This window comes from Sphingopyxis italica (assembly GCF_011926545.1).
Lineage (GTDB): Bacteria > Pseudomonadota > Alphaproteobacteria > Sphingomonadales > Sphingomonadaceae > Sphingopyxis > Sphingopyxis italica.
In genome coordinates, this window is sequence record NZ_JAATIT010000001.1 from 1,515,242 (window position 1) to 1,527,608 (window position 12,367).

The 12,367-nt window shown below is 67.2% G+C and carries 14 protein-coding genes; 9 read left to right on the forward strand and 5 right to left on the reverse strand.

What is annotated here, in order from left to right:
- Window positions 1-3 precede the first annotated feature (3 nt).
- From flgG to GGR90_RS07085, 9 genes are all read left to right on the forward strand, one after another.
- A complete protein-coding gene (gene flgG, locus GGR90_RS07045) occupies window positions 4-789 on the forward strand; it encodes a flagellar basal-body rod protein FlgG (RefSeq protein ID WP_167920615.1) in 786 nt (261 codons plus the stop codon).
- Window positions 770-1,429: a flagellar basal body L-ring protein FlgH gene (locus GGR90_RS07050; RefSeq protein ID WP_167920616.1), complete on the forward strand. Its 660-nt coding sequence runs from the start codon at window positions 770-772 to the stop codon at window positions 1,427-1,429. Before flgG ends, GGR90_RS07050 begins: the two co-directional genes overlap by 20 nt.
- Window positions 1,430-1,443: 14 nt before the next feature.
- The gene (locus tag GGR90_RS07055; protein WP_342449902.1) at window positions 1,444-2,553 is read left to right on the forward strand and encodes a flagellar basal body P-ring protein FlgI; all 1,110 of its coding nucleotides are present in this window, start codon (window positions 1,444-1,446) and stop codon (window positions 2,551-2,553) included.
- Window positions 2,550-2,879: a rod-binding protein gene (locus tag GGR90_RS07060; protein WP_167920617.1), complete on the forward strand. Its 330-nt coding sequence runs from the start codon at window positions 2,550-2,552 to the stop codon at window positions 2,877-2,879. The genes GGR90_RS07055 and GGR90_RS07060 overlap by 4 nt, the downstream gene beginning before the upstream one ends.
- A complete protein-coding gene (flgK, locus tag GGR90_RS07065; RefSeq protein WP_167920618.1) occupies window positions 2,876-4,201 on the forward strand; it encodes a flagellar hook-associated protein FlgK in 1,326 nt (441 codons plus the stop codon). The genes GGR90_RS07060 and flgK overlap by 4 nt, the downstream gene beginning before the upstream one ends.
- A gap of 15 nt (window positions 4,202-4,216) precedes the next feature.
- Complete coding sequence (locus GGR90_RS07070) at window positions 4,217-5,047, forward strand: flagellin N-terminal helical domain-containing protein (RefSeq protein ID WP_167920619.1); 831 nt, start codon at window positions 4,217-4,219, stop codon at window positions 5,045-5,047.
- A gap of 117 nt (window positions 5,048-5,164) precedes the next feature.
- On the forward strand, window positions 5,165-6,028 hold the full coding sequence (gene motA / locus GGR90_RS07075; RefSeq protein ID WP_167920620.1) for a flagellar motor stator protein MotA: 864 nt from the start codon (window positions 5,165-5,167) through the stop codon (window positions 6,026-6,028).
- On the forward strand, window positions 6,028-6,891 hold the full coding sequence (locus GGR90_RS07080) for a flagellar motor protein MotB (RefSeq protein WP_167920621.1): 864 nt from the start codon (window positions 6,028-6,030) through the stop codon (window positions 6,889-6,891). Before motA ends, GGR90_RS07080 begins: the two co-directional genes overlap by 1 nt.
- A 180-nt stretch (window positions 6,892-7,071) precedes the next feature.
- On the forward strand, window positions 7,072-8,145 hold the full coding sequence (locus GGR90_RS07085) for a sigma-54 interaction domain-containing protein (RefSeq protein WP_167920622.1): 1,074 nt from the start codon (window positions 7,072-7,074) through the stop codon (window positions 8,143-8,145).
- A 189-nt stretch (window positions 8,146-8,334) separates the two neighbouring features.
- Here the strand turns inward: GGR90_RS07085 and GGR90_RS07090 are convergent, their stop codons facing one another.
- From GGR90_RS07090 to GGR90_RS07110, 5 genes are read right to left on the reverse strand one after another with little or no spacing between them, the layout of a single operon-like run.
- Window positions 8,335-8,724: a flagellar protein FliS gene (locus GGR90_RS07090; protein ID WP_167920623.1), complete on the reverse strand. Its 390-nt coding sequence runs from the start codon at window positions 8,722-8,724 to the stop codon at window positions 8,335-8,337.
- Between the two features lie 25 nt (window positions 8,725-8,749).
- Window positions 8,750-10,120 (reverse strand): flagellar filament capping protein FliD, encoded by a 1,371-nt coding sequence (gene fliD, locus GGR90_RS07095; RefSeq protein WP_167920624.1) that lies wholly within the window; start codon window positions 10,118-10,120, stop codon window positions 8,750-8,752.
- Between the two features lie 45 nt (window positions 10,121-10,165).
- Window positions 10,166-11,305, reverse strand: coding sequence for a flagellar type III secretion system protein FlhB (flhB, locus tag GGR90_RS07100; RefSeq protein WP_167920625.1), 1,140 nt, complete (start codon window positions 11,303-11,305; stop codon window positions 10,166-10,168).
- Between the two features lie 3 nt (window positions 11,306-11,308).
- Entirely contained in the window at window positions 11,309-12,088 is a 780-nt protein-coding gene (fliR, locus tag GGR90_RS07105) for a flagellar biosynthetic protein FliR (RefSeq protein WP_167920626.1), read from the reverse strand.
- A 6-nt stretch (window positions 12,089-12,094) separates the two neighbouring features.
- The gene (locus GGR90_RS07110; protein WP_167920627.1) at window positions 12,095-12,364 is read right to left on the reverse strand and encodes a flagellar biosynthetic protein FliQ; all 270 of its coding nucleotides are present in this window, start codon (window positions 12,362-12,364) and stop codon (window positions 12,095-12,097) included.
- Between the last annotated feature and the right edge of the window lie 3 nt (window positions 12,365-12,367).

Consider the following 12,367-nt stretch of genomic DNA (forward strand, 5'->3'; position numbering starts at 1 on the left):
GAAATGACTATCGGTGCCTTGCACGTCGCGCGGACCGGTCTGGATGCCCAGGGCTTCCGGATGCAGGTGATCGCCAACAACCTCGCCAACGTCAACACGACGGGCTTCAAGCGCGATCGCGCGAGCTTCGAGACGCTGAGCTATCAGTTGATGACGCAGGCGGGCGCGCCCTCGACGGCGGAAAACCGCTATGCGACGGGGCTCAACCTCGGCACCGGCGTCGCATTGAACGGCACGGCGCGCATCGATACGCAGGGCGCGTTCCAGACGACGGGCAACGGGCTCGACGTCGCGATCGACGGCGCCGGCTATTTCCAGATCGAAATGCCCGACGGGCGCATCGGCTATACCCGCGCTGGCAATTTCGGCCGCGCCCCCGACGGCACGATCGTAACCTCGGACGGCAAGCCGATGATCCCCGCGATCCAGATTCCCGAGGATGCGAGCAATGTGACGATCGGGCTCGACGGCACCGTGTCGGCGACCGCCGCCGACGGCACCGCGCTCGAACTCGGCCGGATCGAGATCGCGCGCTTCGCCAACCCGGCGGGGCTGCAGGCGATCGGCGGCAACATGCTCGTCGAAACGCAGGCCTCGGGCGCGCCGCTGGTCGGCGGTGCGGGCGAGGAAGGCCGCGGCTCGCTGCGCGGCGGCATGCTCGAGGGATCGAACGTCAATGTCGTCGAGGAACTCGTCGACATGATCGAGACGCAGCGCGCCTATGAGGTCAATTCGAAGATGATCTCGGCCACCGACGAGATGATGAAAAATGCGTCGCAGACTCTCTAAGCTGGCGATGCTCGCACTGGCGCTCGTGCCCATCGCGGCGCAGGCGAAGGACAAGCTGCCGCCCGACGCTTTTGCGGCTTCGATGCCGCTGCCGCCTCCGCCGCCGCCGGCGAACGGCTCGATCTTTCAGGGCGCCTATGTGCCGCTCACCTCGGGCGGGCGCGCGGGCTTCGTCGGCGACATCATCACGATCCAGCTCGTCGAGCGCACCGCCGCGACGAAGAGCAATGCCGCGGGCACGCAGCGCGACGGCGATATCGGCCTCTCCCCGCCGACCACCGGTCCGCTGTCGCTGTTCGACCCCAGCGACATCGGCATGGGCGGCGGCCAGCAGTTCAAGGGCAAGGGGGAGGCGTCGCAGTCGAACGCATTGTCGGGCGAGGTCAGCGTGACCGTCGCCGCCGTCTATCCCAACGGCACGATGCTGGTGAAGGGCGAGAAATTCCTGACCCTCAACCGCGGCGACGAGCGCGTCCAGATCTCCGGCATCGTCCGAGCGATCGACATCAGCCCCGACAACCGCGTCCTGTCGACGCGCGTCGCCAATGCGCACATCCGCTACGTCGGCAAGGGCGAGATCGCCCGCGCGAGCCGGCAGGGTTGGCTGCAGCGTTTCTTCTCGATCATCAGCCCCTTCTGACAGAGGAATTTGAAGTGACCCAGCGTCCGACCCTGTTCACCCTTTTCGCGCTGCTGCTCGCGGGCCTCGCCTTCGCGGCGCCCGCGCACGCCGAGCGCATCAAGGACATGGGCCAGTTCCAGGGCCTGCGCGCGAACCAGCTGACCGGCTATGGCCTTGTCGTCGGCCTCGCCGGCACCGGCGACGACAGTCTCGATTATTCGACGCTCGGCATGCGGGGGGCGGTGTCGCGCTTTGGCCTGACGCTGCCGCCGGGGGTGAACCCGGCGCTCAAGAACGCCGCCGCGGTGATGATCACCGCCGAGCTGCCGCCCTTTGCGAAACCCGGCCAGCGCCTCGACGTCACCGTGTCGGCGATCGGCAAGGCGAAGAGCCTGCGCGGCGGCACGCTCGTGCTCGCGCCGCTTTATGGCGCCGACGGGCAGATCTATGCGATGGTGCAGGGCAATCTGGTGATCGGCGGGCTCGGCGTCGATGCCGCCGACGGGTCGAAGCTGACGGTCAATGTGCCGTCGAGCGGGCGTATCGCGGGCGGCGCGACGGTCGAACGCGCGGTCGACACCGGCTTCGCGACCAGCGACTGGCTGACCTTCAATCTCCATCAGTTCGACGCGACCAACGCCAAGCGCGTCACCGACGCGATCAATGCGGCGATCCCCGGGACCGCGTCGATGATCGATGGCGCGAGCATCGCGATCCGCGCCAGCGGGAACGGCGACGCGCGGATGCGGTTGATGTCGAAGATCGAGAATCTCGGCGTGACGCGCGCCGAACCGCCGGCGAAGGTGATCGTCAACGCGCGCACCGGAACGGTGGTGATCAACGGCGCGGTCCGCGTCGGCACCGCCGCGGTCAGCCACGGCAAGCTCACCGTGTCGATCAAGGAATCGCCGATGGTCGTCCAGCCGGCGCCGTTCAGCCGGGGCCAGACCGCGATCGAGCCGTCGAGCGAGATCGAGGTGTCCGAAAATTATGGCCCGGCCTTTCTGATGAACCCCAATGCCTCGCTCTCCGAACTGGTCGATTCGATCAACCGGCTGGGCGTTGCTCCCGGCGACCTTGTCGCCATCCTCGAGGCGCTGAGCCAGGCCGGCGCGCTCACTGCGGAACTGGTGATCATATGACGACACCTATCTCTTCCGTCGGCGCGACGCCGACAGCGACCCCGACTCCGGCTGCGGCGGGTGGCGGCGATGGCGGGCTGCGCAAGGCGGCCGAGGCGTTCGAAGCCGTGATCCTGCGCCAGCTGATGGCGTCGATGCGGCAGGCGAAGCTCGCCGACGACATCTTCGGGTCGAGCGCGACCGACAATTTCCGCGAAATGGCCGACGCGCGCACCGCCGACAGCCTTGCCTCGATGCGCCAATTCGGTATCGCCGACATGGTCGAGCAGCAGTTTCGCGGCCAGCTTGGCGGGCTTGCCGCTCGCGCCGGGGGAGGCGTGCAGTGAGCGACCTGCTCGGCATCGGCTACAGCGGGCTCAAGGCCTATTCGCGCGCGCTCTCGACGATTGGCGACAATATCGCCAACGCCCAGACGCCCGGCTATGCGCGGCGGCGGCTCGAGATGATGGAGGCCGTCGGCGGCGGCAATTCGATCTTCTATCGCGGCAACACCAACCCGGGGGGCGTCGATATTCGCGGCCTCGACCGTTCGGTCGATGCGTGGCTGATCGAGGATTCGCGCCTTACCTCGGGCGATGCCGAGCGCGCCGCGACGAAACTCGACTGGCTGGGCAAGGTCGAAGGCGCATTGAGCGACGAGACGAACGGCATCAAGACCGGCCTCACCAATCTTTATACGACCGCCGACCAGCTGACTTCCGACCCGTCGAACCGGACGCTGCGCGCCCAGTTCCTCCAGTCGGCCGACGACATCGCATCGGGGTTTCGCACCGCCGCGAACGAGCTCGACAAGATGGGCGAGGGGATCGAGGGCGCCGCCGCGAGCGAGGTCGACACGTTCAACGCGAATTTGGGCGCGCTCGAACAGATCAACATCGGGCTGCGCAAGGCGCGCCCCGGGTCGACCAATGAAGCGAGCCTGCTCGACGAGCGCGACCGATTGCTCGACAAATTATCGTCGCAGGCGGGCGTCAGCGCGACCTTCGACACCAATGGCGCGGTGACGCTGCGCGCCGCCGGATCGGGCGACCTGCTCGTCGGCGGCGGGGTGGTGAACCCGATTTCGGTGACCGCCGCCGCCGACGGCCGCCTGTCGTACAGCGTCGGCGGCTCGCCGCTCGCGATCTCGACCGGCTCGCTCGCCGGGCTCGCGGAAGGGGCCAATCATGTCGCCGACCAGCGCGCCGCGCTCGACACGATGGCGACCGGTTTCGCGACCCAGCTCAACGCCGCGCATCAGGCGGGCATCGATGCCGACGGCAATCCGGGCCAGCCGCTGTTCACCGGCACCAGCGCCGCGACCTTGACCGCCGCGACGCTGGCCCCCGATCAGGTCGCGGTCGCCGATGCGTCGGGCGGCAACGGCAATATGCTCGCGCTCGGCGCGATGCGCGGGGCGAACGATCCCGAGGCGCATTGGTCGGGCCATATGGCGTCGCAGGCGCAGACGGTCGCGTCGGCGCGCGCGCAGGATGCCGCCGCCGCCACGCGTGCCGATGCGTCGGCCGCCGCGCGCGACGGCGTCAGCCAGGTCGATCTCGACAAGGAAGCGGCCGAATTGCTGCGCTTTCAGCAAGCCTATTCGGCGGCGGCGCGCACGATCCAGGTCGCGCGCGAAACGATGCAAACATTGCTCAGCTCGCTCTAAGGAAGGGGCAGGATCATGATCAACGCCGTGGGCAACCGCATGACGCGTGAAATCGCGCGCCAACAAAAGCTCGCCGAACAGCTCGAGCGGACGCAGATCCAGATTTCGGGCGGCAAGAAGCTGCTCCGCATGTCCGACGATCCCGTCGCGGCGCGGCGGATCGCGACGATCGGCACGACGCAGGCGAGCATGACCGCCTGGTCGTCGAACATCAACGCGGCCTCGGCGCTCGTGTCGCAGGCCGATGGCGTGATGAAATCGGTGAGCGACCTGATGTCGCGCGCGCGCGAACTCACGATCGCCGCGACGAGCGATACGGCGAACCCCGCCGACCGCTCCACCATCGCCGCCGAACTCGGGACGATCGCCGACGAGCTCGACGCGCTGGCGGCGACCCGCGATTCGAACGGCGAGCCGGTGTTCGCCGCCGGCGCCGCGCGCGTGATGCGCTTCGATTCGGACCTCACCTTCGCGCCCGTGCCGTCGGCGGCCGACGTGTTCGTCGTCGGCGGCAACAGCCTGTCGACGGGCATCCGCGACGCCGCGGCGGCGGTCGCGGCGAACGACGAGGCGGGAATGAACGCATCGCTCGGCGCGCTCGCCAACGCGATCAGCCACGTCGCCGACGAACATGCCAAGATCGGCCTGTCGGGCGGCCGCCTCGACCGCATCGGCGACAGCCTCGCGGTGCGCGGGATCACGCTCAAGGACGAACGATCGGTGGTCGAGGATACCGACCTGTCGATCGCGATCGCCGAACTCAACGCCCAGGAACTGACGCTCAGCGCCGCGCAGGCGGCCTTCGCGAAGATCAACCGACAGACCTTGTTCGATATTTTGAGCTGACGGCCCTCAATCTTGCGGCGCCGCTGCCGTTAAACATCAAGACGTCCCTGAGTTAGTGGGGCCTGAGTTCGCGGGGGCCGGCCTCGACAGCCGGGTCCCGAATGGAGTTGCGCACATATGTTCCCCGTTGTCGGCATCGTCGTCTTGATCCTGCTGGTCTTCGGGGGCTTTGCGCTGACCGGGGGCAACCTCGGCCCCGTGATGCACGCGCTGCCGCACGAGATGCTGATCATCGGCGGCGCGGCGCTCGGTTCGCTGATCATCGGCAATTCGGGCGCCGACCTGAAGGCGCTCGCCGGCGGGCTCGGCAAGGTGTTCAAGGGTCCGAAATACAAGAAGCAGGATTATCTCGACTGCATCCTGCTCGTCTCGACGCTGATGAAGATGATGCGCACCGAAGGCCCGGTCGCGGTCGAGCCGCATATCGAGGATCCGAAGAATTCGACGATCTTCCAGCAATATCCCAAGCTTTTGAAGGACGACACGCTCGTCCACCTGATCTGCGACACGCTGCGCCTCGTCGTCGTGTCGTCGGGAACGCTCGATCCGCATGCGGTCGAGGAGGTGATGGACAATGCGCTGAAGAGCCATCATCACCACAGCCTGAAGCCCGCCGAAGGCCTGCAGAGTCTCGCCGACGCGCTCCCGGCGCTCGGCATCGTCGCCGCGGTGCTCGGCGTCGTGAAGACGATGGGCTCGATCGACCAGCCGCCGGCGATCCTCGGCGCGATGATCGGCTCGGCGCTGGTCGGCACCTTCCTCGGCGTGCTGCTCGCCTACGGCCTCGTCGGTCCGTTCGCGACGCGCGCCAAGACGGTGATCGAAAGCGACGGCGCCATCTATCACACGGTGAAGCAGCTGATCATCGCCTCGCTCCACGGCCATCCGCAGCCGCTGGTGATCGAGGCGGCGCGCTCGGGCGTCGATCATCATAACCAGCCGAGCTTCGCAGAAGTCTTCGACGGGATGCGGGGTCGCTGATGGCCGCGCGCCCGAACACGCCGCCGCGCCCGATCATCGTCAAGAAGGTGATCCAGCAGGCGCATGGCGGCCATCACGGCGGCGCGTGGAAGGTCGCCTATGCCGACTTCGTTACCGCGATGATGGCCTTCTTTCTCCTGATGTGGCTGCTCGGCGCGACCAATGAGGCGCAGCGCAAGGCGCTCGCCGACTATTTCGCGCCGACGATCGTCCAGACCAAAACCGAAACCGCGGGATCGACCGGCCTGTTCGGTGGCGATTCGCTGGTGGCGGCCGACCGCTATCCGCATGGCGCCGCGCAGACGGGCACGCGCGCGATGACGATCCCGCGCGACGCGGTCGGCGGACCGCGCGAGGCGTCGGGACGCGAGCGCGAAGCCGAATCGAAGAAGTTCAACCTGCTCGCCCAGTCGCTGAAGGATCGGCTCCAGAGCCGCGCCGACCTAAAGCGTCTCGCGCGCAACCTGCGCTTCACCGAAACGCTGGAAGGGCTGCGCATCGACATCGTCGATGATGCCGATGTCTCGATGTTCGCGATCGGCACCAGCCAGCTAACTCCGTCCGGTGCGAAGCTGTTCGCCGAGGTCGCGGCGCTGGTTTCCGAAGTGCCCAACCGGGTGATGGTCCGAGGACACACCGATTCCGCGCCCTGGTCGGCGAAGTCGGGCACCAACAATTGGCGTCTGTCGGTCGATCGCGCCGAGGTCACGCGCCACTATCTCGAGTTTCGCGGCATCGCGTCGGAGCGGTTCGCGCGAATCGAGGGGGTCGCCGACCGCGAGCCCTATGTCCCGTCGGACCGATTCGATCCGCGCAATCGCCGCATCTCGATCACGCTCGGTTGGCGGAGCGTCGGCAATTAGCGCCAGTTTGGCAGTATATCGGAGATGGTTAACGTATTTGCGCGCCCGATACTTCCAATCTGGCGATATTGCTTTGTTTTGAAAGACTTAGTGAACGGGCGATAAGCTTTTGTTTACCAGTTTCGTCAATTGCTGAGTCCATCGAAGGGGCACCGAGCGGGCGGTGCGGTGGAGAGTAAAATGACACTGGGGCACAATCATAACGCAGCGCTCGAAGCGCTGATCATCGGGTCGAGCCCGGCAACCTGCCGGCTGCGCGAGATGATCCGCCGCGTGGCGCGTTCGAACGCCTCGGTCATGCTCTGCGGCCCGTCGGGCTCGGGCAAGGAACTGGTCGCCCGGGCGATCCACGACGAGGGCGCCCGTACGGGCAAGGCCTTCTCCGCGATCAACTGCGGCGCCATCCCCGGCGAACTCATCGAATCCGAACTCTTCGGGCATGAAAAGGGCAGCTTCACCGGCGCCCATGCCCGTCGCATCGGCCATTTCGAAGCGAGCGAGGGCGGCACGCTCTTCCTCGACGAAATCGGTGATATGCGTTTCGACATGCAGGTGAAACTGCTCCGCGTGCTCGAAGAGCGGACGATCGTCCGTGTCGGCAGCAGCGAAGTGAAGGCCGTCGATGTCCGCGTCATTTCGGCCACCCATCAGGATCTCGGCGCCGCGATCGCCGACGGCAAGTTCCGCGAAGACCTGTTCTTCCGGCTCGGCGTGGTTGTGCTCCAGGTCCCCAGCCTGGCCAGCCGCGTCGAGGATATTCCGGCGCTCGTCCGCCACTTCCAGCGCCAGATGCCGGCCGACGCCAAATGCCGCTACGACGATGCCGCGATGGCGCTGCTGATGCAGCACGCCTGGCCGGGCAATGTGCGCGAGCTCAGGAATTTCGTCGAACGCGCCAGCGTTCTTCATGGCGGCGAGACGCTCGGCGCCGACGATGTCGCGATGCTTTTGAACCCCACCGCGGCATTTGCACCGCGGTACGCCGTCCCGAGCAGCCCTGCCGCAGTTTCGGCCGGCGCGGAAGATTTTGCTGCCCCCCCTTTTGCTTCGGCCGCGCCGACGGCGAAGACGCCGGCGCCGGGCCGCCCGATCGACCTCAAGCGTGAGATCGAAACGATCGAGCTCGAACAGATCCATGTCGCGCTCGACTTGGCCGACGGCATCATTTCGGAAGCCGCGCGCCTGCTGACGCTGAAGCGCACGACGCTGATCGAGAAGATGCGCAAATATGGCGTCCACCAGCAGGCCGCCTGACGGCCCGCGCGACACAAGTTTCAGCACCCGCTGAAAAAGGGGGCTCTGGTCCGCTCCCGCACCACCCGGCCGCCCGTCCCCACCTCGGGCGGCCGGGTACCCAGCGGGCTCGTTCCGGATGAACGGCTTCGGCCCGCTCCTTCACGCGAAGGGCGGGCCATTGTTATGCGCCTGTCGTGGCGGTCGGTCCTAGCGGAGCTGCCGCCAGGCGGCGCTGATCGTCAGGATGCCTTCGAGCAGCTCGGAAAGCCCCTCGGCGCTGTTCGCGGCCACGGCGTCGTCGAGCTTGCGGCGCATGCTGCGATAGACGCGCGACAGCGCGGTCGCGACGTCGCCGCCCTTGTCGCGGTCGAGATTGACGTCGAGGCCGATCAGGATCGCGCGCGCGCGGTGGGCGGGCTCGGTAGCCGAAATGCGCTGACCCTGCCGCACCATCGCGCCAAGGACGCCGACGGCGGTTTCGAGCTCGTCGTACAGCATCGTCACCAGCTCGACGGGGTCGGCGGCGGCGGCGCGGCTTTCATTCTGCAAGCGGCGATAAAGCCCGGTCGCCCGGACGGTCGAAGCGGTAGCGGTCACGGTCCTGGTCCCCACGCTCTAGTTCTTAGTCATTGCCCTGGTTCGACCAGAGCTTGATCTGCTGCTCGAGATAGGATTGCGTCGCCTTGAAGGCGGCGAGCTTCGCTTCGAGCGAGCCATATTGCTTCTCGAGGCGCTTCCTGTACGCGTCCTCTCGCATCTCGATCTTCTCGAGCTGGTCGGCGAGATTTTCCTTTTTGGTGTCGAGCGATTTCGACACGCGATCGATCGCGCCGTTGACGCCGACCGCCTTGTCGCGAATCGCGTCGAGCACGAAGGCGATGCCGGGGTCGCTCTGTTCGGTGTGGGTGGCGTCGCGGCGCGGATTGAACAACGCCTCGACCGCGCCGGCGTCGGCTTCGAGCGCCTTGTCGAGCTTGGCATTGTCGACCGAAAGCAAGCCTTCCTTCGTGGTCGAAATACCGATGTCGGACAGTTGATTGATGCTGCCGTGGCTCGAAATCACCTTGTGCAGAAGCCCCCCCAGCTCGCGTTCGAGTTCGCGCAACCCGGAGGTCGGACCCGACAGGCTGGAGGCCGCGACGAGGCTTTTCTTGAGCTGGTTATAGACCGCGACGAAATCGCTGACGGTCTGTTTGATCATGCCGAGCGGGCGGCTCGCGCCGATGTCGACGGGCTGGCCCGGCGCCGCTTTCTTGAGCGTCAGCGACATGCCCGGAACGACGTCGTCGATGATGTTGCTCGCGCGGCTGAAGGCGACGCCGTCGATCGTGAATTCGGCGTTGGCGGCGTTCTGGCCCTCGGTCATGCCGCCGCCCGTGGCAAAGGCGGAGAGGGCGGGATCGGCGCCAGCGTCGGCGGTGAGGGTGAAGGCGCCCGCTTCGCCCGTCGGACCTTTCAGGATCAGCCGGTGCCCGCCTTCATCGGCGATGATCGAGGCGGTCACCCCGGCGCCGCTGGCGTTGATCGCACCCGCAAGCCCGTCGAGGCTGTTGTTCGTCGCGTCGATGGTGATCGTCTTGGCGACCCCGCCGACGGTCAGCGTCATCGTGCCCGCGCCGATCGCGGCGGCCTTGTCGGCGACGACGCCCGAATAGCTGGTCTGCGCGCGCGCGAGCTGGTTCACGACGACGGTCGCGGCAAAGCTGTCGGCCGAGAGGCCGGCGCGGCTGGTGGCGCCGAGCACGCTTTCGTCGGACACGGTCGGCGTGCTGCGCAGCGTTCCGTCATCGACCATCTGGCTTAGCGAATCGGCGAATCCGTCGAGATCGGCCCGCGCCTGCGCCAGCGCGCTGATCCGCGTCTGGTTGGTCTGCGTCAGGTCGGTCATGCGCGCGATCTTGGGGTCGCGCGACGCGTTCGACAGGTCGGTGACGAGCTGTTTGACGTCGAGGCCGGAGCCGAAACCGAGGCTGTTGGCGATTGAACTGACCATGGCGAAATATCCTTCGCACTGCTTAACGGCGGCGCGCGCGAAAGATTAAGCCTGGCGGCGCCCTTCGGGATCGAAGCGGTGCGTGGGCGGCACGTCGACCGCGGGCTGGACGATGCCGTCGGCGACCGCGCGCTCGAGCTGGAAGACGAAGGCGAGCACGGTCGCGACCGCGACGAACAATTCCTCGGGGATCACGCGGCCCGCGCGCGCGGTGAAATAGATGGCGCGGGTCAGCTGCGGATATTCGAGCATCGGGACGTCGGCGGCGCGTGCAAGCTCGCGGATCGACAGCGCGACGTCGCCGCGCCCACGCGCGACGACGACCGGCGCGGCGTCGGTCCCGGGGCGATAGCGCAGCGCGACCGAGAAATGCGTCGGGTTGGTGAGGACGACGGTCGCGTCGGACACCGCCTTGCGCGCCGATCCGCTCAAAATCTCGTGCGCGCGCTGACGCTGCGCCTGCTTGAGTTCGGGGGCGCCGTCGGACTGGCGCATTTCCTCCTTGATCTCCTGCTTGCTCATCATCAGCCGTTTGTTGCGCTGGAACCATTGCACCGGCACGTCGATCAGCGCGATGACGACCAGCCCGCCGGCGAGCGTCAGCATCGCGTGGCCGATCGCCTTTCCGGCAAGGCCGATCGCGGCGATCAGATCGGCCTGTGCCATCGACATGATCGCGGGCAGGCTGCTGGCGACCAGCCAATAGCCGATCGCGCCGAGCAGCAGCACTTTCGCGATCGCCTTGCCGAGTTCGGTGGCGCCCTGCATGCCGAACATGCGCTTGAGCCCGGCCATTGGGCTCATCCGGTTGCCCTTGAAGTGGAGCGCCTTGCCGCGCCAGCCCATCGAGCCGAGCATCGCCGGACCCGCGACCGCGGCGCCGAGCGCGAGCGCGAAAAGGCTCGCGAGCGGCAGCAAAATCTCGACCCCGTTGCGCATCAGCGCCTCGGCGGGCGCGAAATCGGCGACGTCGGCGGCGTTCAGCGTCAGCCCGCGGCGGACGAGGTCGCCCGCCGACTGGACGAACCAGCCGCCCGCGGCGACGATCCAGCCCGCGGCGGCGAGCATCATCAGCGCGGTCGCCAGCTCGCGCGACATCAGCACATCGCCCTCGCGCGCCGAATCGGCGAGCTTCTTCGCCGTCGGCTGTTCGGTTTTCTGGTCCTTGTCGCTGCCTTCCGCCATGGCTCAGATACCCGCCACCATGCGCGCGGCGTCGAGCGCGTCGGAGAGGATGCGCGCGACCGCCTCGGCCATCGCGGGCGTCGCGATGCCGAGCAGGACGATCCCGGCGAGCAGGGTCGCGGGGATGCCGACCGCGAACAGGTTGAGCGCTGGCGCCGAGCGGCCGATCACGCCCATGATGATCTGGACGAGGATGAGCACGAAACCGACGGGCATCGCGATCGTCAGCCCGGCGGCGAACATCAGGCTGCCGAAGCGGATCACCCCGCCGATCGCGTCCCAGGACGGAAAGGCGTTGCCGGGGGGCAGTGCGCTATAGCTGTCGACGATGATGTCGATGAGCAGGAGATGGCCGTCGGCGGCGAGGAAGAGCGCGGTGGCCATCATCGATAGGAACTGCCCGATCGCCGAGCTCGACGCGCCGCTGAGCGGATCGACCATCGACGCGAAGCCGAGACCCATCGCATTGCTGATCACCTCGCCCGCGAGAAGCGCGGCGGCGAGCCCCATCTGGAGGACGAAGCCGATCGCGAGTCCGATCACGACCTCGCCGACGATGAGGAAAATGCCCGGGATCGACACGATGCCTTCGGGCGGCAGCGCCATGCCGGAGGCGGCGACCGCGGGCACTCCGACCGCGAGTGCGATCACCAGCCGCAGCTGCACCGGCACGTTCGACGCGCCGAACACCGGCGCGGCGATGAACGCGGCGCCGGGGCGGATCATCCCCAGCATCCACAGCTGGAGCATCGCCTCGATATTCGGGATGTCGGCGGGGTTCATCGCTGCTTAGCGGACGAGCGCCGGAATCTGCGCGAACAGCTCTCGGGTGAAGTCGGTGAGCAGCACGAGGATGCTGCCGCCGAAGATCGCGAGACAGATCGCCGCGACGATCAGCTTGGGCACGAAGGTCAAAGTCTGTTCGTTGATCGAGGTCGCGGCCTGCACCATGCCGAGCAGCACGCCGATGACGAGCACGGGCAGCAGCAGCGGTGCCGAGGCGAGCGCGAGAATCCACAGCGCCTGCTGCGCGATTCCGACGAAATAGTCCGCTTCCACCGC